The sequence below is a fragment of the Polaromonas sp. P1_F1 genome (assembly GCF_056405795.1).
Genome location: NZ_JBFUBJ010000004.1, coordinates 95,473 through 117,567, shown reverse-complemented (window position 1 = coordinate 117,567; position 22,095 = coordinate 95,473). Strand labels below are relative to the sequence as shown.

The following is a 22,095-nucleotide window of genomic DNA, read 5'->3' as shown; positions in this document are numbered from 1 at the left end:
ATAGCCTTGGCACCGAGAAAACTTACCTGTATTGGGTCCGATTTTTGTCCGCTGGCATGGTCAGAACGGCCACATGACGCATCCGCGCGACATGAAGGCATATGCATCCTTACTGCTCCTCCGCCTAGCGCCGACGAGCAGGCATCAAGACCTCAAGATCTTGAATGGCGGCGGTGGCTTTCGACCTGGCCCAAACTACTGGAATGAGGCTGAACAGTGGAAGCAGAAAGACGAGATAGAAGAAGAGTTGAATGCCAGCAGCAATTTTCATTGATCCAAGTAGCCGGGTTCGCTGCACAAATTCGGTGTTTTCCAGATCGCCTTCCCATAGCGATAGCTGGCGACAAACGATTGTGAACCCGAAGATCGCCAGGGCGGACGCCGTGAAGCTCAAAAACCAAAACGCCTTTGCCGGCATTTGCCTGTCGCCCAGGATGTTCAGGTGAAGCAGTAAATCGGCTTGTCTGAGCGCGATCTCGATCAGAAACGGGAGCTGAAGCACTATTGCCGCAGTGAGGAGTTTGCGTGCCAACTGCAAGGTACTTTTGTGCCTGTGAATTTCGCGAAGTGCTGTCATGCTTGTTTGATGATGAAAGATGCGCCGCTGATGCGGCTTAACGTTCGGGCTTCCCGGTGCGCAGCAAGCGCCGCGTAGCAGCATCCTGCTGCTGCGTGTCCGAGCCAAGCGGAATGTCAGACATGTCTGGTTACCTGGTTTGCTTTAGATGAATACACTCCGGCTGGCCTCGGACTTTGGCCCAGTACTCAAGCCTTGCATCGTCATCAATGTCGATAATACCGCCGTACATCGTGTCGCCACCTTTCTTCTTGGGACCAGAGATCCAGTAACGCGCTCCCGTCTCTTCCTCGATGCAGTTGTATTTGTAGCCGGACTTCGTTTTCAGAAAACGCCTCCCGGCGTACGTGTACGAGCGCGTCGAGCGCGACATCTCCACCCAGCCAATGCGGCCGGAACCGCTCAAACCACCTGATTTGTTCTCGATGTACATGATGCGCTTCATGCTCCGGCTCTCTACTCTTAATGTCTAACGTTTGACTTAAACGGACCGCCGCAAGCAGGTTCGCTTGAAGGAAGGATTAGGCGCCACTCAGGTCGGTCAAGCCAAGTTGAATTGGAACTTGGTAGTCCGCGCCAATGAGGCTGGCTCGAAAGGACTTTCGAGGATGGATCGTGAGCTTGTGATCAACGATGGCAATGCGATCGACCAAGCTTGGCGCATCATCGTAGAACTTCACCTCCGCAACTCTAATCATCTTCGAGCGCTGCGTTCTCAGATTTGTGACTTCAACGAATACTTCGGCGGGTTGTGGATGCACGGGAACCGTTTGCTCGACGCGTACACGGTATTGCTTCGTCGCTTTGACCTTAAGGCACACTCTGAGCGCCTCGCCTTCTGATTCGACCGAGTGTCGAAGCACTTCAAGCGCTGGCGCCTCGGTTGGCGCAAGCATGCGCAGTGCTGAAAACGTTGCCTCGGTAACTACAGCCAGTTTTCTTTCGTCCGGCAGGGAATTGAACGCTGGATCCATTCCGCAGAGCACGAATCGATGCCAATGCTCCGTGGCGTATTCGGTCATCCTGACTGCCCCATCGGGCAGAGATGGTGTAAAGCACAGGTAGAGATGATCAGCGTGGCCGATAGACATTCCAAGTTCTTCGCACTTCATTCCGACGCGCTGGCCAAGAGCTACACATGCGCGTGGGAAACCATAGAGCTTCGATGCGTAGTGCGGCATGGGAAGATCGAGCTGAGGGGGATCGATGCTCTCGAGGTACCGAATGTCGCGCAGAGGCTTGGGTGTTCTGGGTGGTGAGCGCATATTGACACCTAACGTTGGAGAGGACCAGCGACCAGAGAACAGGAGCGCCGTAAGCGCGGACGCCCTTGGGCGTCCGTATCGCCCAGCATGTTAGAGCATGCGCCTAGAAGCACGTGCCCGCCCATGAACATCCGATGAAGATGGCTGTGAGCAGCACCGGCATAGCCATGGCCAATATGTAAGCCACGGCGATTGCAATTCGAACCCTGAGCGAGCACGGCATGTATTTGATCAGGCCGAACGCGCCGACAAACGGAAGCAGTAACAGTACGGCCAGGAGTATCCATTCGGCAACTGTGCCATGCAACGAGCGAAACCGGGGAAGGAGCAGCACGCATACGCCGAGCGCCATAGGGCCGAATAAGACGGCTAGCGTCAGAAATTTCCAGGATGCAGCTATTGTCGGCCTCATGGACACACTCACGTTTGACTTATGCGCCCACCGAGGGCAAGTCCGCCTGAAGGAGGGTTAGGTCTCACAGCCACCTTCGCACCCTCTGTGTGTATGACGTGTACTCGTTACCAAACATGCGCCGCAGTACCCTCTCTTCGGGTTGGATCTGGAAGCGAGTGACATAGAGAACGAAGAGCGCAGAGCCGGCCAGGAGCGCAGGTGCAGACAAGTAGAAGCCCCAGGCCACCAGAAGCAAGGCGAGTGCGACGTACATTGGATTGCGAGTGATCCGATAGACACCAGACGTGACGAGTGACGATGCCCTCTCCGGCTTCAACGGATTGACCGTGGTCCTGGCTCGCCGAAACGCGACAGTGCCAGCGATGCTGAAGTAGCCACCAATGACCGCGACGACGCCGGCTGCGACGATACGAGTGGCGGGCGACAGTTCAAGCGTCGGCGCAACATTTCTAGCGATCCACATGGTGACCGCGATGATTAGCGCCACGAGCGGCGGTGGGATCTTGAGTTCTAGGGCGCGCATAGCTTGTACTCTGAGGTCTAACGTTTGACATGAGAGGGGGCGCCCGGCTTGCCGGGCCACGTTCTCTCGATGGAAGGGCTAGGCGTCACTGTCGTCAGTGTCTGATGACTCACCTTGATGAGAAAGCTTGAGCCCACCTTTCCCGTCCGGTAGCCACACTGCCCCGGTTTCTGAGCTTGCATCAAAAACCCAAGTTGATGCTTGGCTGCAAGGCTAAAGACCTGCTCATATGCGGCTTCTGCCTTGGACCAGGCGAACGCGGCGTAGATTGCTTCCTTCCCGACGCTATAGTCAGTGACAGCCGAATCATCTTCTGGAAACTCTTCCGAAGAGAAGGGGCCATTCATTGCCGGGTACGACTTGATCATCTCAAGGAACCAAGCCTGAAGCTCTGGTGTAGAGACCTTTGGATCGTCGTAGCTGTGATTCTCGGACCATTCGGATGTCTCTTCCCACCAGGAAAGAAATGCCTCGCGTTCATTCGGCGCCTTAGCGGGTGCAAAGACAAGCAAGTCATAGCTCATTCAGGATCTCCCAGTGTAAGCAGTTCGGCTATGCGCCTTGTGACGCCTAACGTTAGATAGCCGGCCGTTAGATAACCGGCGCACAACACTTCGCGGCGAGGCCGCCTCCTGCTGTTGTGGGTCCGTGTCGATTGATAGGTCAGGCTTCACCTGGTACTCTTCCAAGAAGATCGACGATTGAGTTCCAATAGCTTGAGTTTGGCACTGAGTCCATCATTTGAAAGCCAAGATTAATGGGGCGCCAAACTGCTCCGCCTGTCAGGCGAACAGCCAGGAACGGATAGTCGAAGAAGTCCTCGTCATTTGAGGGTTGATCTGGCTTAAACTACTCGCCATGCCTGGCCTTAAGCAAAACCTCACCAGCAAACGAACCGAAGGCATAGATGGACTTTGCTACCTGTTCCATCTTGGCACCGCCGGTTTTCCATTCTTCCAGAACGGAGTCGACTCGGCGCAGTGTGGATGGGGCAAAGGAGGAAATGTCGACGGCGTAGATCTTTTGCGTCATCCGAATGGCATCGTTGGCATATCCATCTACTGTTTCGACGGATGGCTGAAAGTGCAATGGAATCAATGTTTTCCCCTGAGGATTGTGTGAAATCTAACGTTTGACATGAGGGGCGTCCTGACCGACGCGAAGTGACGGGCAAGACGTCCGCTCGACAGAGGGTATGCGTCGTTCTCACAGCGATGCCGACTTCTCAAGTTCCAGGTTGCCATCGATGAACTTGAGCTTGAAGACAAGCCGGGAGATGCGCCATCTGTCAGGGAACGGCAGCAACTGCAGTTCGTACGTACCCACGAAGATGCGGCTCTTCAGGCCGATTGCTTTGCCCCGGTGGTGGAAGGCCACGCCGTGGCATCTGACAAGCGCTTGATTACCACTGACCTCGGTTCGAAGGTTGCCAATCTGATGGTGAACGTGGTCGAGCGGCTTGAATCCGGCAGCCCATGCCTGAGCCACCTGGTTTGGCGTCATTTCGGTCGGCGCTCCACCGACCATGGAGGTCATGTCGAGCGTAAAGGGGCTGGTAAAGCAACTCTCCAGCGCTGGCCAGTCTCGTTCGTCGGTGGCAACGAACATCTGAACGACGGCGTCCTCGACTGCCAGGCGCGTGGCCAAGTCAGATGCAGACAAAGTGAGAGACATTTGGAACCTCCGAATGAACGCGCCGCATCTTGCGGCGCCTAACGTTTGAATTAAGCGGCGCGCCGGGGGCACGTGCGCATAAAGGAAGGGTTAAGCAACATTGCGCACTGAATGAATGATCTTGTACCCGAGGGTGCGAGCGGCAGGCGTATCAAAGTAAGCAGAAATCTGAACATGCCCAATGGGTGCGATGACGTAACCGGAAATTGATTTATAGGAAGACTTTTCCCGGGAGTAATCTTCTTCCGGCAATTCGTATGTCAGCCGGATAAGCTTCCCGGTGCGTTCGATCTGTTGCTCGCCTCGAAGATCGCTGGCTGTTTCCAGAATTGAAGCTAGCCGCTGCTCTTCGGGTGTGCCTTTGTCGTTCCCCCAAATGGTGACCCAGAAGGTGAGTGTTGCCCTCCACAGAACAAGGCTTCCATCTTCTATTCGTCGATTGAACCTTTCAGGAAGAGCGACCGCCCATTCATCGGTCATTTGATAGGTTCCCGTGACGACTGGATAGTCTGGATGCAGGCTCATGGCGGCTTCTGATGTTGTCTAACGTCGAAAATGATCGGACCACGACGTTTGCGGCGAGACCGCCTTCTGCGGTTGTGGGTCCATGTCGATTAACCAGTTAAGTGGCATGGCCTCAAGTGTCGACAGAGACATGTGTCAATTTACCTTCTTCGAAGTAGCAGGTGTATAGAAATTTCGAGTTGTTAGTAAGACACTCGAGGGCAATGTCCCACTCAGCGTTTGGATCCCCGTCCAATGGCACGCCTACGCCGGCAAGAGTGAATGCCAGGCGCCAATCGGACGGAAGGTTTTCGCCGTAGATTTCCTTATGGCGTTCCCCGAGCTCTGACAACACGGGCCCAACGACGTTATCAAGATCGGATGTGACGCGCCGAAAGAAGTCGACCTGTAATTGGGTGGGCTCCGCTGCGTCGCGCGTATCGATCGAAATCGAAATGCCATCCTCACCCTCATACACCTCATGCACCCAGTAAGGACCTTTGGCTCCACTTTCCAATGTGAGAGTGCCAAACACTGGGTGCCCGAGCGACACAGCGGGCGACCGGCGAAAGAGGTTAGATAGGAAACCCATTGTTCGTGCCATTTAACGTCGGAGCTGACCGGCCCGCAACACATGCGGCGAAGCCGCCTCCTGCTGTTGTGGGTCCGTGTAGATTGACATGTTAGAACTCATTTCCGGCGCTCCTTCATGAACTTTTCAATGGAGCCAGGCGAGCGCTTTGTACCCGAAAGCCACTCAACCCGCCACTCAGTTATTCGCTCTTCTTCAATGACTTCAAACACCCCGGGCCTGGGCTCATTGATGTGTTTCAACTGCCGAACGAGCACCAACGGTTGTTCTGCGCCTTTAGCTCCTCGTGAATACTCCAGAGCGCGCTCGTATTGTGCAAAGGCTCGATAGTAGACGTCGTTCCCATTCAGTCTTCTTGCGCCATCGTGTGGATGCAACCAGACCCGATACTCAAGAACGTTATCGTAAAAGTAGCCTGCACCGGACTTGGTTTGCGCTGGATACCGTCCGACTTTTGAAGGATCGCTTGCAACAGGGTAGGCGCTGCTGCCCGCCACCGTTCTGTCTGCACCGCCGACGTCCAAGCCGGCTGCGGCCACTGCGCAGAAGCATCCAAGAAGCAGGGTTGCGAGAAAACGCACCATGAGTTCTAACGTCGAAAATGACCGGCGACACATAGGCAGGCGAAGCCTGCCGCGATGACGTCCGTGTTGATTGACCTGTTAGGCATCACGGCCCCAGACCTTTTCCGCCAACAGTGCAAAGTTTGGAAAAGCCACGCGGTCCAACGGAGAAGATGCTGCGCCGCCACAGCCCGTTGCCGGAACGGAACGAGCTCGCCATCACGTAGTACTTGTTCTTGTATTGCGCCAAGAGAATGCGCTGATCCCCAACAAAAACGGTTTTCCCCATCGCGGATAAGGTGAGAGTGACGCTCGAATCGTCAGGCGGTATCAAACTCGCAGAGCCAGTACGAAACCAAACGAGCTTGTCAGCCTGGCCATCGCCATCCAAATCCACCTCGACAACGACGTTTCCGTCGCCGTCCTCCTGTACCTCAACTGCGAAATCGCTGAGCCCACCCTTCGACTTCAATAGGTTACAGACTTCCCGGGCTGCCTGGGCGGACGAGACGGACGCGGCAAGAAGGAGGGCAATCCCTACGGTAGTGCGGAGCAGCAGCATATCTTGGTGACGCCTAACGTTTGACTTAAGCGGACCGCCGTAGGCGGGTCCGCTTGAAGGAAGGGTTGGGCGTCAGGCTGCTCATCGCAGTGCCGAAGTATCGCTGAGCAACTGCTCCGCCGGAAACCTCGTGATCTCGTGCCTGGCGCGACGAGGTGCTATTTCAACCCGCGTTGTGATTTCGCCATCGGCGTAGAAGCAGCCAACGCCTGATTCAAAGTCTGTGCGGGGGTAGATGACAATCTTTCCCAGGCGAACTTCTGCCCAAGCGGAAATCCAGGCGCCACACCGTCTTTGAATGTTCGTGTTTCCGGGGATCGGACCGAGTTCGATCGAGTAGACGCCGTCACTCAACTTGCAAGTCGCCCGTACCGTCGTCGTTGACGCAATGCTGTCTTCATCTCGCATCTGAACGAGCGTCCATGGATCCCACTGATAGTTTGTCTTGGCCTCTAGCATCGTCTGGCCCGCGCCGTTGGCGGCTGCAGCGTAGGTCAGTACCAACCGATTGGATTGCTTGTCGCACTGATAGCCGACCAACTTGAAGAAGGCATCAGCGTGCGCTGAGGCCGCCAAGAGACAAAGCAAAAGCGCGGTGATGACTTTCATGACGCCCAACGTCGAAGGCAACCGGACCGCCACACTGGCGGCGAGGCCGCCTCCTGCAGTTGCGGGTCCGTGTTGGCCGACTTGTTAAAGCGAATCGCCATGGGGTAGTCTAGATAGCAGCCAGAAAAAATACCCACCAAATGCTCCCGAGCCTAGGTAATTGAGAGTGTCAAATTCACCGACGTGTTGCCAGCGGTCTGAGTCGAAAGGGCCGGCAAGAAGGTACCACATAGGCAATGCGCATACCAACCCACCAAGAACGTACTGCCAATGTCGGCTAAAGCCAAAACGCCGGAACAGCAGCCATAACGGCAGGCCTGCGAATATCGCGACGGGGATTGCAAAGAGCGACCCAACAAACCACGTAAGAGGGCTGCACCAAGTGCCTGTTCCCAATGCAAGGCCGACCCCGCAGCTGCTAAGTATTGCAGCCGCTACGCCAACAATAGCAGAAATGCTTGCGAGCTTCAAACCGAGAAGTAGCGTACTCATGCGCTTTAACGTTGGAGCTGACCGGACCGCAACACTCGCGGCAAAGCCGCCTCCTGCAGTTGCGGGTCCGTGTCGAGCGACATGTTAGACGGCATGCGCGCCTTGCAGACCAGCCACGTGCCGCAGTTCTCCGACAACCGGATGACTCCCCCAAGTGAAAAAGCGCACCTTCGGCATGAAAGTAATTTTCCGACCAAACTCCGTGGGAACACGAAAGTGAATAGTGACTGGATGGATGTTGATCCAACGATTTTCCGTGACTGACGCGATGGAAGTCAATGGCACCTTGATTTCACGACGATAGTTCGACACGTATAGACAACTCCCGTCAAGTCGAACTTTCTTTAGTCCTGCACATCCCCACAAGATGAACGCGGACCCGGCCACCCAGATGCACAGAAACTGCCACTTCATCGCCCACGGCGGAGGTTCGCCGCCCACGCCATGCATCGCGCCGGTCCACAAAAGGAGAGTGCCGAAGCCAAACCCTGCGATCCAAACCACGGGAAAAATGATCTTCATCAGAACCGTTTGCGCGGATGACAGTGTGCGTGCCAGCGTAGTCATTTCTGCCTTCTAACGTTCGACATGAGCGGCAGTTGGCGCCTTGCCGACAACTGTCCGCTCGATGGAGAGGTTAGGCGTCGACGAAAAGCACCTACTTCGTATCCAGCTCTTGCTTAAGCCGCGTAATTCGCCTCTGTGTCTCGTTGACTTCGCACATGCCTGCGAAAGCGTTCTTCCAACCATCAGATCCTCCCTCGGTTGCGCCATACAACGCACATTGTGCACCGCGATAGTCGGGCCACGCCTTCCGTTCAGCGAGCAGCGTGCGCTCTGTGTATTCAAGATTATTTGACTCTGCTAAGACCTTCTTGCTGTAACGCTCCTCAAGGATCGAGAGCTCCCGTTCCAGAACGCCCTGCGAGAAGTGCGAACACTGGCTGCTGCCTATGGCTGAGCCTGCCATGCGGCTCTGGGGCTCGCAAGAAAGTTCAGAGATCCTTCGCTCGTACTGTTGCTTGATGCACAGTGCATTTCCACACGAATTCCGGGCCGCAAGCCACTTCTTCTGCGATGCGCGAAGGCGCGGAGCATCGTTTTCTCTGTCTAGCTCAAGCGAGAAGACCTCTGAGAGCGTTTTATCAAGTTCAGAAAGCTCTCCGTCGGAACAAATCAAGCGCTCGACTTTCGTGCTTGCCTTAGCGCAATCAAACCCCGCCCCGTAAGCGAAAGTGGAAACTAGAAGAGTCGTGATGAGCAGTGCTTGTCGCATAGGTTTTCGACGTCTAACGTTGAAAATGACCGGACCGCAACAAATGCGGCGGAGCCGCCTCCTGCAGTTGCGGGTCCGCGTTGACCGACCAGTTAGACAGCATTGGGATCTCCCAGCGTCTGGTACATAACATGGGTCAGCTCGAACTGGTTACAGCCACGCGACGCAATGCCGCCCTCGTCGTCTGGACGTTCGAGCTCCCACCCTTCCTCTACGTCGGACCAGTGCAGCAGCTTATCGCCAAAGGCAGCGATGGCAACGACATACTCACCAGGTGAATCTGCGACTGACAGCTCACGCGGAGCTATGCGTGCCTTCTCTAAAGCTGCGCGATGCTCCGGATGCAACCTGGGAAGACCGTCTTCCAAAAGGCCAGTGACTTCAGCGATAGTGGCAGGGTGAAACATTGAGTGCGGTCTAACGTGCGTGTGACCGGCGACCGCGGAAAGGTGCGCAGGGAGCGCAGCGACCGAGCGGAAGCCCTTGGGCGTCCGTGTCGACTAGCTGGTTAGATGGCATTCTTGCGCTCACCGAATTCTTTAAGAAGCTCAAAGAAGAAGTACACGGAGCTTCGATGCCTCTCGACTGAGACGTTTGTCGGCAGTTTGTCCCACTCAACTTCATCGCCGGGAATTTCCAAGCTGATTGCCAGTACGGTCTTCTCCCACCCGGAAATTTCGGCTGAGCCAGGATAGTTGTATTTTCTTCGCACCCAACTGGTGAACTCATACGGGTCAAATATGGGCGACTCAGGAACACCGAGATCATGCATAGCCTTTTTGTAGCCCCATATGTAGCAGCCAAGCTTATCGATAGTTTCTTGGCCAAGATACATCCCTGGGCGCACCGAGACCTCTCTGACAAGGTCGTAGATGCTGTAGGTTCTCGCCACGCCGATCTGTGCCATCTAACGTTTGAGGTAACCGGCGGCCGACAGTGGGCGAAGCCCGCTGTTGGACGTCCGGTTGACTGAAGGGTTAGCCGCCAACCTTACCTCCGGCGCCTTTGATCTGTTGCAGGATGAAGGACTGCGCCTCTTCTGCGACTGCGGCAAGAGGGAGCGTGACTTGGCTTGACCTTGATAGGACGAGGAGCCAGAACTCTGGATGGCGCCAAACCCGCTTGACTGCAGACCACGGCATGGTGACCGCGCCGAGTTCAGATGAAATGCTGAAGCCCGACGCCTCCGCGCGAAGGAGGGCCTCCGGGGACTGCATTTGTCGAAGCCTGCTCAAGGAGCTTTGAACCGAAACGACATAGGCCGCCGCCGCGAAGGCAATGCCCAACAGCCAGACAGTGCCGAGCATTCCAACGATCCAGGATCTCTCGCCTCGCTGAACCAGAAACAGAAAGCTCGCGCCCAGAAGTGCGAGTGCAACAACAAACCTAACCCCGAAGGCGTGGCGCCAACTGGCCAAAGCGGCTCTTCTCACGATGGCTTCACTGTATTTGAGCGTGGCTTCGAAGAACATTAGCGGCTAACGTCGGAAGCAACCGGACCACACCCTTCGCTGCGAAGCAGCAGTCTGCAGGCGTGGGTCCGTGTTGGCTGACAGGTTAGACAGCATCGTCACGGTTTCATTTTGATGATGCTGTCTGGCGGACTTGCTACTGAGCGGACGTAAACGTCTTCAGATTCTTTTCTATGGCTGTCATGCAGCTTCAACGTTCGGTTCTCCGCTCAGACAATTTTCTCGGCAGTTCGCAGGCTCCGCTCTCAAGGCTCCAATTGCCGCCCGCGACCCCGCACTCCTTCAATTCCGATGACGTACGCCAAGCCACTAGTAGGGCGCCTACGATTGACGCGACCAAGCTCATTGCAGCCACTGCCACGGCAAATCTAAGCATGATCTTCGACTCGCGCGTGAAGTGCGTCGAGGTTAGCTGGGGTAAGTCTTGCAATTGCTCGGGCATATGCCGTCTAACGTAATGTATGCCGCAAAACCTGCCGTATAACTTGGCGGTTGCAATCTAATCTGGACATAAAAACCCTCTGTAAGCCGCTTGCATGCTGGATTTCAAGACAATATACTGTAAATTCATACAGATATAAAAATTCCGCGAAACCCCGCAATTCTCCCTTGCAGTCTGCCCGCTTGCTGGACCAGGTCCGGGAGCGGGTTCGGTATTTGCACTATAGCCTTGGCACCGGGAAAATTTATCTGTGTTAGGTCCGTTTTTTTGTCCGATGGCATGGCCGCAATGGCCACATGACGCATCCTCGCGACATGGGGATACGCAAGGTAGAACCCGTATCCGTTTGCGCCTTGCACCTCGATGATTTACACCCATGTGCGGAACGTTGACTCTGGCGGCACAGCCAGCCCGTTGGACGCCCTGCTCGCCTGAAACGCTATTGATTTAATAGCTGCTCGCGCACATCCCGATTGGGCTGCAGCCCGTTTTTACACCTAAAAATAGGTCCAAAATCCGCTTCGGAGGCGCTGCAGACCTTTGCAAAGTGTGGCAGCGCCAAAACCCCTTGTTTTTGAGCGTTTAGGGGCCGTTTTAGATGCGAAATAGGCCTGCAGACCAATGTAAAACTGCGCAAGCAGCTACTGATTTGATAGCACCAACAAAAACGGCGCACAAGGCGCCGTCTTCGTTCCAGCCCCACGCAGAGGCCTCAGTGCGCCCCGGCCGCAGCATCGGCACTCCCCGCCCCCGCCTTGGTATGCCGTGTCAAAAACACCAGCGGAATCAGCAGCAGGAAGATCAGCGAGGAGGCATAAAACACGTCGTTGGCGGCCAGCATGTAGGCCTGCTGGTCGACCAGGCGGTTGATGGTGCCCAGCGCCTGGTCGGGCGTGAGGCCAGCGCCGGCCAGGCCTGTGAGGGCGCTGTTGGTGGCGGTGCTGCCCTGGTTCACGTATTCGCTGATTTGCGCGTGGTGCATGGCGGCGCGGTCTTGCCAGATGGTGGTGGCGATCGAGGTGCCGAAGGAACCGGCGGTGATGCGCACGAAGTTTGACAGGCCGGAGGCCGCGGGAATTTTGTCGGGCGAGATGCCCGACAGCGTGATGGTGACCAGCGGGATGAAAAAGAAAGCCATGGCCACGCCCTGGATGATGGTCGGGATCATGATGGTGCGGAAATCGGCCTGGGTGTTGAAGTTGGACCGCATCCACAGTACCAGCGCAAACACCATGAAGGCAAACGCGGCGAAGCGGCGCGGATCCACTTTCGCGATGTTCTTGCCGACCACGGGCGAGAGCAGCAAGGCGAAGGCGCCGACAGGCGCCAGCACCATGCCGGCCTGTGTGGCGGTGTAGCCCATGTACTGCTGCAGCCACAGCGGCAACAGAACAACGTTGCCGAAGAAGAGGCCGTAGCCGACCGACAGCGCCAGCGCGCCGGCCCAGAAGTTGCGCTTCTTGAACAGCGTGAGGTCGACCACCGGGTGTTCTTCCGTCAGCTCCCAGATCACGAAGGCGATCAGGCCCACCAGCGCGATGATGCCCAGCGCGATCACTTCACCGGAATGAAACCAGTCGAGCTCCTGGCCCTTGTCGAGCATGATCTGCAGCGCGCCGACCCAGATGACCAGCAGCGCCAGGCCCACCGAATCGATGGGGAGTTTTCGGGTGACGCTTTCACGCTTTCGGAAGATGCTCCAGGTGATGAAGGCAGCGCCAAAGCCCACGGGGATGTTGATATAAAAAATCCAGGGCCAGGAAATGTTGTCGGTGATCCATCCCCCTAAGAGCGGCCCCATGACGGGCGCGATCAGCGTGGTCATGGACCAGAGCGCCATGGCCAGCCCCGCCAGTGCTTTCGGGTAGCTCGACAGCAGCAGCGCCTGCGACAGCGGGATCATGGGCCCGGCCACCAGGCCCTGCAGCACGCGCAGAAAAATCAGCGTGGTCATGTTGGGCGCCAGGCCGCACAGCCACGAGGTGATAACAAACAGGATGACGCTGGTGGTGAAAAGCCGAACCTGACCGAAGCGCTGCGACAGCCAGCCGGTCAGCGGCACGGCAATCGCATTGGCCACGCCAAAGCTGGTGATGACCCAGGTGCCCTGGTTGGGGCTGACGCCCAGGTCGCCGGCAATCGCGGGCAGCGACACATTGGCGATGGACGTGTCGAGCACATTCATGAACGTTGCGGCCGACAGGGCCAGCGTGCCCCACAGGCGGGCAGAGCCCGTCAGCGGTGGCGGCTGGACATAGGCGGAGGCGGGAGCAGGTGCGGAAGCCATGAAAGCCTTGCGAATAAGGGGCTGGTGGAAACCGCTACGGGATTCGCTGCGGTTGCGCGGTCTGGAAGTGCGGGTTGTGTGTGAGGCTGTGACTTACGGCGCCACGCGGTTGCCAGCCAGCGACAGCGTGTGGCTGAACGCGAGGCGCTGCGGGTCGGTGCCGGCCTGGGCGGGCGAAACAGCCCCACCCTGCGGCAGGGCCGGCTTGGCCGCGACGGCGGACTTGGCCGGCTTCACGAATTTCCCGGTGTTGGCGGCGATGACACGCTGCACATCCTTGTCAGCGGCATCGTCAGGTGTGCCGTAAGTCTGGCTGTGTGCCAGGGTGGCGTCCCGCGGCGCATCGGCCAGCGTCTTGCCGTCCTTGCTGCTCACGTCCACTTCGGCGTCCATCGACAAGCCCACGCGCAGCGGGTTGTCGGCGAGCTGTTTGGCGTCCAGCGCGATGCGCACCGGCACGCGCTGCACCACCTTGATCCAGTTGCCGGTGGCGTTTTGCGCGGGCAGCAATGAAAAGGCGGCACCGGTGCCGACGCCCAGGCCGGCTACCTTGCCCTTGTATTCCACCTTCTTGCCGTACAGGTCTGCCACCAGCGTCACGGGCTGGCCGATGCGGATGTTGCGCAGCTGGACTTCCTTGAAGTTGGCGTCGACCCAGACCTGGTTGAGCGGGATGATGGACATCATCGGCGCGCCGGCGGCCACGCGCTGGCCGAGTTGCACCGTGCGCTTGGCCACATAGCCATCCACGGGCGCCAGCAGCGCGGCGCGCTGTGTGGCCAGGTAGGCCTCACGCACCCGGGCGGCGGCAACCTGCACGCTGGGGTGTTGCTCGACGCTGGTGCCTTCGGTCAGGGCCTGGTTGCTGGTGAGCTGCTCACGTGCGGCGACCACACCGGCCTGCGCCGCAGCCAGCGCGCTTTTGGCGGTGGCCAGCTGCGTCTGCGCGTGGTTGAGTTCTTCTTTGGACACCGCGCCGTTGCCGGTGAGCGACTGGCGGCGGTTCAGGTCGTCGCTGGCGCGGGCGATGTCGCTTTGCGCCTTGACCACATCGGCATCGCGCAGCGCGATCTGCGCGGCCAGCGTGCCGTTGTTGGCGTAGAGCGTACGCACCTGGCGCACGGCCTGGGCCAGTGCGGCTTCGGCCTGCTCCAGCGCGACCTTGGCGTCGGCCGGGTCAAGCTGCACCAGCGTCTGGCCGGCTTTCACAAAGTCGGTGTCGTCGGCCATGATGGCCATGACAGTGCCGCCGATTTGCGGCGTGATCTGGATCACGTTGCCCTGCACATAGGCGTTGTCGGTGGACTCGTAATGGCTGGCCACCAGGTATTCATAGGCAGACCAACCCAGCCCTGCAACGACCACCACGGCCGCAAGCGCCGTCAGCGCCTTTTTGCGTTTGGGGTTTCCTGCGGGCGGCTGTGCAGGCGCATTGGGAGCTGGGGAGTTGGTAGATGTTGTGTCGCTCATGATGTTGTCAGGGTGTTGATTGATTTGAAGACGTTGCGTGACGTGGGACCGGCGCCTAATGCGCTGCAGGCACTTTTTCAGAATTAAAACCGGCTGTAGCCCAATCAGGACGAGCGCCAGCAGCTATTGTTTTTGTAGCACCTTGCGCCTGCTTCGCCTGAGCCGGGGCATTGCTGTAGCCGCCGCCCAGGGCGCGTATCAAGGCGACCTGTGTGTCGAGCGCGCGGGCCGAGAGGTCTACCGCCAGGCGGCGCTGGGCCAGCACGCTGGTTTCGGCCGTCAGCACATTGAGGTAGGTGCCCAGTCCGGCCTTGTAGCGCTGCACGGCGATGTCATAGGCGCCTTCTGCGGCTTCCTGCGCGGCGCGCTGTTCGGTTTGCTGGCGCGTGATGGCTTGCGATGACGCCACCTGGTCAGCCACATCGCGCACCGCGTCGATCACGGCGGCGTTGTAGCTTTCGACAGCGGCATCGAGGTCGGCGGTTTTGCCGCGCAGGTTGGCACGCAGGCGGCCGGCGTCAAAAATCGGCAGGCGCAGGGCCGGCCCGACACCCCACTGCTGGCTGCCGGAGTCAAGCAGGCGGCCGAGGCCGATACTGGAAAAACCGGCAAAAGCAACGAGATTGACGTTGGGGTAGAACTGGGTTTTGGCATTGACCACGTCTTTGGACGAAGCCTCTACGCGCCAGCGCGCGGCGGCAATGTCGGCGCGCCGGCCCAGCAGGTCGGCCGGAATGGCCGTGGCGGTTGCTACATTTTTGATAGCTGCTTGCGCAGGAAGGGAAAGAGCTGCAGTGCCATTTGGCTTGCCAATGAGGGCATCGAGCGCGTTGCGCGTGAGGGCCATTTGTTCCTGCAGGGTTTCGAGCTGCAGGCGCGCTTCGGGCAAGCCGCCTTCGCTCTGGCGCAGTTCCAGGCGGGTGTCCAGGCCGGCGTCGACGCGGTCGCGCACCAGCTTGAGGGTTTCGTCACGCTGGGCGAGTGTTCGGCGGGCCACTGTCACCTGCTCGTTCAGGCGAACCAGCTGAAAGTAAGTGCGGGTCACATTGCTGGCCAGCAGCAAGCGTGCGGCCTGCGCGTCTGCTTCAGCCGCGTTGGCGGTGCCCAGCGCGGCGTCCAGTGCGGCACGGTTCTTGCCGAAAAAATCAAGCTCCCAGCTCACCGCGAGCTGCGCGGTACCGCTGTTGCGGATGGAGCCTGCCAGTGGTGCGGGCACTGCGCCATTGGCGGTGTATTGCTGGCGCGTCAGGTCCAGTTGCCCGGTGACCTGCGGCAGCGTGGCGGCATCGGCAACCTCGGTGACGGCCAGTGCGCGAGCCAGACGGGCCTGCGCGAGCTTCAAGGTCGGGCTGGTTTGCAGGGCCTGGTCGACCAGGCTATTGAGTTGCACATCGCCAAACTCGCGCCACCATTCGGCGGCCAGTGGCGCCTGGGCCGGCGTTTGGCTGGCGGTGTCGGCAGCCAGGCCCAGCGAAGGCGCGTCACGCAGGCTGGAATGCGGTGCGATGCCCGACATGTCGGCACAGCCGGTGAGGCCGGTTGCCATCAAACCCACGGCCACCACGCTGGCGGCGGCCACCAGGGCCATGCGGAAAGAGGCGCGCCAGAGCGGCAGGCGCGGCTCGGCGTGTTCGGCCTGGTTCACCGAAACGCAAGCCGAGACAGAAGCGGACGCGCTGCAGAGGGTGTTGCTGTTATTTGTCATCTTTTTCATTCGCTGCTTGAAGGGCTTGAAGGGTCTGCGCTGTTTCAAGAATGCGGCGCAGGTAGCCTTTGAGGTTTTGCCACTCATCGACCGTGAAGCCGGCCAGGTGGGCGTTTTGCACACGGCTGAGCACCGCGGGGATTTCTTTTGCGGCTTCGCGGCCTTCGGGTGTCAATTCGATATTGACCACGCGCCTGTCTTCGCTGGAGCGGATGCGGCGGCAAAAGCCCTTGGCTTCGAGCCGGTCGAGCAGGCGGGTCATGGAACCGGCGTCGAGCTGGCAGACACGGGCCAGTTCAGCCACCGTGGAAGCCTTTCCGAGGTAGATCTTGAGCATGGGCACCCACTGCGCGTTGGTGAGGCCCTGGGGCTCCAGTTCGCGCGTGACCTGCTGGGAGACGCTGTTGAGAATCTGGCGCATCAGCGCGCCGGTGCTTTGCCCGGCGTCGTAATCCGTCGCGCAATAGAACTCGGCCGGCAACCCGCACAAGGGAGTTGAAGGAACTGAGGTCGCTGGCGGACGGGTGGATTCAGATTTCATGGACACGAATAATACATGCCTAGACAAACATTGTCAAGGCTGTGTTTGTACAGACATCTTTTATGGCTAAACTCCCCGCATGGCTACTTCTTCCCTTTCCAATGCGCCCAAGGGCGCGCCCCGCTCCCTTTCCGGCCTCGTTCCCTTCCTGCGTCCCTACCGGGGGCGGATTGTTCTGGCGATGTTTTTCCTGGTGATGGCGGCCGTGGCCACGCTGGTGTTTCCGCTGGCCCTGCGCAGCCTGATTGACGGCGGGCTCAGCGCGGCGGACAAGGGCCAGCAGCTGATGGCGCTGCGCACCCATTTCTTTGAACTGTTTGGCGTGGCGGCGGCGCTGGGCCTTTTTTCGGCAGGCCGCTTCTATATGGTGAGCTGGCTGGGCGAGCGCGTGACGGCAGACCTGCGCAATGCGGTCTACGCGCATGTCGTGCGGCAAAGCCCCGAGTTTTTTGAAACCACACAGACAGGCGAAGTGCTCTCGCGCCTGACCGGCGACACAACGCTGGTGCAGACGGTGGTGGGCTCTTCGCTCAGCATGGGCCTGCGCAATGCCGTGATGGGCGTGGGCGCGCTGGGGATGCTGGTCTATACCAACCCGTACCTCATGGTGCAGGTACTGGTGGTGCTGGTGTTGATCGTCGCGCCCTCGGTCTGGTTTGGCCGGCGTGTACGCAAGCTGTCGCGCGCCAGCCAGGACCGCGTGGCCGACTCCAGCGCGATCGCGGCCGAAGTGCTTAACGCCATTCCGGTGGTGCAAAGCTACACCGCTGAAGGCCGCGAGGCCGCGCGCTTTGATGCGTCAACCACCAACGCATTCAACACCGCGATTCGCCGCACCAGGGCGCGCTCGGTGCTGGTGGCCTTCATCATCATCGCCACGTCGGCGGCGCTGCTGTGGGGCCTGTACCAGGGCACGCAGGCGGTGATGCGGGGCGACATCACGGCAGGCCACCTGGGCCAGACAGTTGTTTACGTGATCATCCTGGCCAGCGCGGCGGCCGTGCTGGGCGAGGTCTATGGCGACCTGCTGCGGGCGGCCGGCGCCACCGAGCGGCTGATGGAGCTGCTGACGTCGCGTTCACCCGTCATTTCACCGGCAAATCCGGTTCCCGGGCAGGTCACACGGGCGGGAAGCGCTATCAAATTTGAAGCAGTGACGTTTCACTACCCGTCGCGGCCCGCGCAAGCTGCCCTGACAAACTTTTCCCTGAGCGTGTCGCCCGGTGAAACGGTGGCCATCGTGGGACCCAGCGGCGCAGGCAAGAGCACGGTGTTCCAGCTGCTGCTGCGGTTTTATGACCCGGCCTCGGGCCGCATCGAACTGGATGGCGTGCGCACAGCCGACATGGCGCTGCACGATTTGCGGCAGCGCGTCGGCATCGTGCCGCAGGACGCCGTCATCTTCTCGACCAGCGCGCTGGAGAACATCCGCTACGGCAAACCTGAAGCCACTGATGAAGAGACCCGTGCAGCGGCCAGGGCGGCCTTCGCGCATGAGTTCATTACCGCCCTGCCCGAAGGCTACGACACCTTTCTCGGGGAGCGCGGTGTGCGGCTTTCCGGTGGCCAGCGCCAGCGTATTGCGATCGCGAGGGCGATGCTGAAAAACGCTCCGCTGCTGCTGCTGGATGAAGCCACCAGCGCGCTGGATGCCGAAAGCGAACGCATGGTGCAGGCGGCCCTGGAGTCGGCCATGAAGGACCGCACGACGCTGGTGATTGCGCACCGGCTGGCCACTGTGCAGCAGGCTGACCGCATCCTGGTGCTGGACCATGGGCGGCTGGTGGAGCAAGGCACGCATGCCGAGCTGGTAAACCGCGGGGGCGTTTATGCGCGGCTGGCGGCGCTGCAGTTCACGGTGTGACGACGCGGGTTGCGCAGCTTCAGCAGCCATCAAAAATCAGCGATATGCATTATTTGCATAGATATTGGTGAACAATGCCTTGGACTATTTAGGCCGAGGCTTTTAAGCTCCGTCCATTGATTCTTCCCGCAGACTTTCCCGCAAGAAATCCCACAAGGAGCTTTTTCAATGTCACACGCAGCCTCTTCTGTTCCCACCCCCGCCGGGTCTCACCCGCTTCCGTCTTACCTGCAGGCGGACAACCTGGGCCCCTGGGGCAACTACCTGCAGCAGGTAGACCGCGTCATTCCGCACCTGGGCAGCCTGGCGCGCTGGGCTGAAACCCTCAAGCGGCCCAAGCGTGTGCTGATCGTGGACGTGCCGATTCACATGGACGACGGCACCGTGGCGCACTTTGAAGGCTACCGTGTGCAGCACAACGTTTCGCGCGGTCCCGGCAAGGGCGGTGTGCGTTTCCACCAGGACGTCACGCTGTCTGAAGTGATGGCGCTGTCGGCCTGGATGTCGGTCAAGAACGCGGCGGTGAACGTGCCGTACGGCGGTGCCAAAGGCGGTATCCGCGTCGACCCGAAAAAGCTTTCGCGTGGCGAGCTTGAGCGCATGACGCGCCGTTACACCAGCGAAATCGGCATCATCATCGGCCCCAACAAGGACATCCCCGCGCCGGACGTCAACACCAACGACCAGATCATGGCGTGGATGATGGACACCTACTCGATGAACACCGGCTCCACCTCAACCGGCGTCGTCACGGGCAAGCCGGTCGACCTGGGCGGCTCGCTGGGCCGGCGTGAAGCCACGGGGCGCGGCGTGTTCACCGTGGGCACCGAAGCGGCCAAGCACATTGGCCTTGATATCAGTACCGCACGGGTCGCCGTGCAAGGCTTTGGCAATGTGGGCGGTGTGGCGGGCAAGCTGTTTGCCGAAACCGGCGCACGTGTGGTCGCGGTGCAAGACCATGGCGGCACGATTTACCGTGAAGCCGGCCTCGATGTGCCGGCGCTGCTGCGTCATGTGGAAGCCAATGGCAGTGTGGCCGGATTCACCGAAGCCGAAGTCATTGCCAATGACGCGTTCTGGGACGTGGAGTGCGACATCCTGATTCCGGCCGCACTTGAGCAGCAAATCACTGCCGCCAATGCCGGCCGCATCAAGGCGCGCATGATCATTGAAGGCGCGAACGGCCCGACGACACCTGCCGCCGACGACATCCTGCATGACCGCAACGTGCTGGTGCTGCCGGACGTGATCGCCAATGCCGGCGGCGTGACCGTCAGCTACTTTGAATGGGTGCAGGATTTTTCCAGCTTCTTCTGGGACGAAGAAGAAATCAACAAGCGCCTGGTGAAAATCATGAAAGACGCCTTTGCCGGTGTTTGGGCCGTGGCGCAAGACCAGAAGGTCAGCCTGCGTACCGCCACCTTCATCGTGGCCTGCAAGCGAATCCTGCACACGCGCGAGTTGCGCGGCCTGTACCCCTGAGTTACTGGGTCAGCGCCGGGACCTGCGCGTCAACGACCTGGACAACCTTTCAAGCAGGGGCCGCAGAACCGGCTTTGCCGGACTGCAGGCGCAGCACCCCCTCGGGGGGCAGCGCATTACACGAAGTGAAAAGCGTGGGGGCTCTATTTCTCCGCGGGACTGGCTTCGCCAGACCGCAGGCGCAGCGGCCCCCTAGGGGCTGGAGCCTGCGGCTCCGAACCTGCTTGAGCAGGTTTGGACAGGCGACAGAGGCGAAGCGTCTCGCGAGCCGCGGCCTGCAAGGCCTCGGGAGTTACGCGAAGCGAACGACCGTGGGGGTCATTACTGCAACGTTTCCTTGATCCCAGGCAGCAGAGGCAAGGGCATGACGTCGATGCCCTCCTCTATCAGTTCCACGGTTTCGCGCGCACTGGCCTGGCCGCGAATGCTGCGCGCCTCCAGTTCGCCATAGTGCATGCGGCGGGCCTGATCCGCAAACTGGCTTCCGACATCTTCGGTATGCGCCATCACATGACGCAAGGCCTTCAGGAACGCGGCCTGCTCTGCCTGACTCTTTGCGGCCGGTATACCCGCCATGGCGTTGGCCTCGCCTTCAACGACCCGCGCCGGGTTCGGAATGGCAACTTGTGAAGACGCAGCAGCCCGRCTGCCTGCGCTCACGATATCATGGCCACCCAGGTTGAGACGTGGTGCACTGGGAAGTTTCTGGATGCTTTTGTCGGCACACATCGGGCATTCGATCAGGCCGCGCGACAGCTGGGCCTGGAAGTCGTCCTCGGACGCAAACCAGCCTTCAAATGAATGCTGGTGCGCACATTGGAGATTCAGGACTTTCATGGCCGGATTATCGCCGGGGGATCAGGGTGTTGCAGTTTGCCAGTCCAAAGCCCACGCCCCGGACAGCACGTTTTGCAACCACAGTGCGCCTGTCAATGTTTTTGCATCCGTGACCTCGCCGCTGGCGCACCAGGCAAGAAGCTCAGCGGGTGTTGCCGTAAAGACGTCCAGAAACTCCCCGGCATCCAGCTTGCGATGGCCGAGTGTCAGCCCGCGCGCAAACCAGATGTCAATAAATTCGGTAGAGTACGAGATCACCGGATGCAACACGCCCGCCCTCGCCCATTCACGTGCGGTGTAACCGGTTTCCTCCAGCAGTTCACGCTGTGCGCAGGCCAGCGAACCTTCGCCCGGATCGAGCTTGCCCGCGGGAAACTCCACCATCACGGCACGCATGGGGTAGCGGTACTGGCGCTCCAGCACCAGACGCCCGTCGTCCAGTTGCGCCACGATCATCACGGCACCGGAGTGAATGACGTATTCGCGCGTTGCCTGGTTGCCATCGGGCAGCCTGACGGTATCGCGCAGGGCATGCAGGAAATTCCCTCTCAGGATCTCGACCGAATCGATGCAGGTCTCGACGAGGTGCGCGTCGGCAATTGCACCGGCTTGATCAGGACCGGAAGATGCGCTCATGGGCGGTGCTTGAACAGGTAGCGCCAGGTAAATCCGGGAAACGCAAAGGTGATGAAGAGCGTGCCGGTGATGGCATAAAACTCCCAGCCTTGCGGTGCAATCTGGCCGCTCCGCTGCTCAAGGTATAAGCCCAGACCGCCGACAACCAGGTACCAGACCACCAGCTCTGCGGCTCTGATTGCCAGGTTTTTCGGCAACTTGAGCGCGTAGACCGCGAACAGGCGATTGCTGATGAAAGGCAGGTTGGCTGCCAGCAAGGCCAGCAGCACGACCAGCCAGACTGAAGCAGTTTGGGTCATGGCAGGGG

General features: G+C 59.4%; 25 protein-coding genes. 2 read left to right on the top strand and 23 right to left on the bottom strand.

Annotated features, from left to right (window positions below):
- Window positions 1-124 precede the first annotated feature (124 nt).
- The 20 genes from AC1DZE_RS12705 to AC1DZE_RS12610 form a co-directional block, all read right to left on the bottom strand.
- Window positions 125-577, bottom strand: coding sequence for a hypothetical protein (locus tag AC1DZE_RS12705; RefSeq protein ID WP_477700133.1), 453 nt, complete (start codon window positions 575-577; stop codon window positions 125-127).
- Between the two features lie 130 nt (window positions 578-707).
- The gene (locus AC1DZE_RS12700) at window positions 708-1,022 is read right to left on the bottom strand and encodes a 1-deoxy-D-xylulose-5-phosphate synthase (RefSeq protein ID WP_477700132.1); all 315 of its coding nucleotides are present in this window, start codon (window positions 1,020-1,022) and stop codon (window positions 708-710) included.
- A 76-nt stretch (window positions 1,023-1,098) separates the two neighbouring features.
- Window positions 1,099-1,842 carry a hypothetical protein gene (locus AC1DZE_RS12695; protein WP_477700131.1) on the bottom strand — a complete coding sequence of 248 codons (744 nt, stop codon included), beginning with the start codon at window positions 1,840-1,842 and terminating at the stop codon, window positions 1,099-1,101.
- Window positions 1,843-2,318: 476 nt separating this feature from the next.
- Window positions 2,319-2,780: a methyltransferase family protein gene (locus AC1DZE_RS12690; RefSeq protein WP_477700130.1), complete on the bottom strand. Its 462-nt coding sequence runs from the start codon at window positions 2,778-2,780 to the stop codon at window positions 2,319-2,321.
- A 17-nt stretch (window positions 2,781-2,797) separates the two neighbouring features.
- Complete coding sequence (locus AC1DZE_RS12685; RefSeq protein ID WP_477700129.1) at window positions 2,798-3,304, bottom strand: hypothetical protein; 507 nt, start codon at window positions 3,302-3,304, stop codon at window positions 2,798-2,800.
- Between the two features lie 325 nt (window positions 3,305-3,629).
- Complete coding sequence (locus tag AC1DZE_RS12680; protein WP_477700128.1) at window positions 3,630-3,878, bottom strand: hypothetical protein; 249 nt, start codon at window positions 3,876-3,878, stop codon at window positions 3,630-3,632.
- A gap of 108 nt (window positions 3,879-3,986) precedes the next feature.
- Entirely contained in the window at window positions 3,987-4,454 is a 468-nt protein-coding gene (locus tag AC1DZE_RS12675; protein WP_477700127.1) for a nuclear transport factor 2 family protein, read from the bottom strand.
- Window positions 4,455-4,544: 90 nt separating this feature from the next.
- A complete protein-coding gene (locus tag AC1DZE_RS12670; RefSeq protein ID WP_477700126.1) occupies window positions 4,545-4,979 on the bottom strand; it encodes a hypothetical protein in 435 nt (144 codons plus the stop codon).
- A 669-nt stretch (window positions 4,980-5,648) separates the two neighbouring features.
- Window positions 5,649-6,134, bottom strand: a complete 486-nt coding sequence (locus AC1DZE_RS12665; RefSeq protein WP_477700125.1) for a GCN5 family acetyltransferase — start codon at window positions 6,132-6,134, stop codon at window positions 5,649-5,651.
- A gap of 85 nt (window positions 6,135-6,219) precedes the next feature.
- Entirely contained in the window at window positions 6,220-6,675 is a 456-nt protein-coding gene (locus tag AC1DZE_RS12660) for a hypothetical protein (RefSeq protein WP_477700124.1), read from the bottom strand.
- Between the two features lie 81 nt (window positions 6,676-6,756).
- Window positions 6,757-7,284: a hypothetical protein gene (locus tag AC1DZE_RS12655; protein ID WP_477700123.1), complete on the bottom strand. Its 528-nt coding sequence runs from the start codon at window positions 7,282-7,284 to the stop codon at window positions 6,757-6,759.
- 576 nt (window positions 7,285-7,860) lie between these two features.
- On the bottom strand, window positions 7,861-8,343 hold the full coding sequence (locus AC1DZE_RS12650) for a hypothetical protein (RefSeq protein ID WP_477700122.1): 483 nt from the start codon (window positions 8,341-8,343) through the stop codon (window positions 7,861-7,863).
- A gap of 91 nt (window positions 8,344-8,434) precedes the next feature.
- On the bottom strand, window positions 8,435-9,052 hold the full coding sequence (locus AC1DZE_RS12645) for a lysozyme inhibitor LprI family protein (protein WP_477700121.1): 618 nt from the start codon (window positions 9,050-9,052) through the stop codon (window positions 8,435-8,437).
- Between the two features lie 92 nt (window positions 9,053-9,144).
- The gene (locus tag AC1DZE_RS12640) at window positions 9,145-9,459 is read right to left on the bottom strand and encodes a hypothetical protein (RefSeq protein ID WP_477700120.1); all 315 of its coding nucleotides are present in this window, start codon (window positions 9,457-9,459) and stop codon (window positions 9,145-9,147) included.
- A gap of 101 nt (window positions 9,460-9,560) precedes the next feature.
- Complete coding sequence (locus AC1DZE_RS12635; protein ID WP_477700119.1) at window positions 9,561-9,959, bottom strand: hypothetical protein; 399 nt, start codon at window positions 9,957-9,959, stop codon at window positions 9,561-9,563.
- A gap of 70 nt (window positions 9,960-10,029) precedes the next feature.
- The gene (locus AC1DZE_RS12630; RefSeq protein WP_477700118.1) at window positions 10,030-10,524 is read right to left on the bottom strand and encodes a YcxB family protein; all 495 of its coding nucleotides are present in this window, start codon (window positions 10,522-10,524) and stop codon (window positions 10,030-10,032) included.
- A gap of 1,154 nt (window positions 10,525-11,678) precedes the next feature.
- Entirely contained in the window at window positions 11,679-13,253 is a 1,575-nt protein-coding gene (locus AC1DZE_RS12625) for a DHA2 family efflux MFS transporter permease subunit (RefSeq protein ID WP_477648140.1), read from the bottom strand.
- Between the two features lie 93 nt (window positions 13,254-13,346).
- Window positions 13,347-14,723 (bottom strand): EmrA/EmrK family multidrug efflux transporter periplasmic adaptor subunit, encoded by a 1,377-nt coding sequence (locus AC1DZE_RS12620; protein WP_477700117.1) that lies wholly within the window; start codon window positions 14,721-14,723, stop codon window positions 13,347-13,349.
- Between the two features lie 55 nt (window positions 14,724-14,778).
- A complete protein-coding gene (locus tag AC1DZE_RS12615; RefSeq protein WP_477673721.1) occupies window positions 14,779-16,311 on the bottom strand; it encodes an efflux transporter outer membrane subunit in 1,533 nt (510 codons plus the stop codon).
- A gap of 106 nt (window positions 16,312-16,417) precedes the next feature.
- Window positions 16,418-16,969 carry a MarR family winged helix-turn-helix transcriptional regulator gene (locus tag AC1DZE_RS12610; RefSeq protein WP_477700116.1) on the bottom strand — a complete coding sequence of 184 codons (552 nt, stop codon included), beginning with the start codon at window positions 16,967-16,969 and terminating at the stop codon, window positions 16,418-16,420.
- Window positions 16,970-17,048: 79 nt separating this feature from the next.
- Between AC1DZE_RS12610 and AC1DZE_RS12605 the strand changes: the two genes are divergently transcribed.
- Together AC1DZE_RS12605 and AC1DZE_RS12600 are read left to right on the top strand one after the other, a co-directional pair.
- A complete protein-coding gene (locus tag AC1DZE_RS12605) occupies window positions 17,049-18,833 on the top strand; it encodes an ABC transporter transmembrane domain-containing protein (RefSeq protein ID WP_477671606.1) in 1,785 nt (594 codons plus the stop codon).
- 168 nt (window positions 18,834-19,001) lie between these two features.
- Window positions 19,002-20,315 carry a Glu/Leu/Phe/Val family dehydrogenase gene (locus AC1DZE_RS12600; RefSeq protein ID WP_477671605.1) on the top strand — a complete coding sequence of 438 codons (1,314 nt, stop codon included), beginning with the start codon at window positions 19,002-19,004 and terminating at the stop codon, window positions 20,313-20,315.
- Window positions 20,316-20,636: 321 nt separating this feature from the next.
- Here the strand turns inward: AC1DZE_RS12600 and AC1DZE_RS12595 are convergent, their stop codons facing one another.
- From AC1DZE_RS12595 to AC1DZE_RS12585, 3 genes are read right to left on the bottom strand one after another with little or no spacing between them, the layout of a single operon-like run.
- Window positions 20,637-21,152, bottom strand: a complete 516-nt coding sequence (locus AC1DZE_RS12595) for a DUF1178 family protein (RefSeq protein WP_477671604.1) — start codon at window positions 21,150-21,152, stop codon at window positions 20,637-20,639.
- A gap of 21 nt (window positions 21,153-21,173) precedes the next feature.
- The gene (locus AC1DZE_RS12590; protein WP_477672943.1) at window positions 21,174-21,788 is read right to left on the bottom strand and encodes an NUDIX domain-containing protein; all 615 of its coding nucleotides are present in this window, start codon (window positions 21,786-21,788) and stop codon (window positions 21,174-21,176) included.
- Window positions 21,785-22,087 carry a DUF2818 family protein gene (locus AC1DZE_RS12585; RefSeq protein WP_457279055.1) on the bottom strand — a complete coding sequence of 101 codons (303 nt, stop codon included), beginning with the start codon at window positions 22,085-22,087 and terminating at the stop codon, window positions 21,785-21,787. Before AC1DZE_RS12585 ends, AC1DZE_RS12590 begins: the two co-directional genes overlap by 4 nt.
- Between the last annotated feature and the right edge of the window lie 8 nt (window positions 22,088-22,095).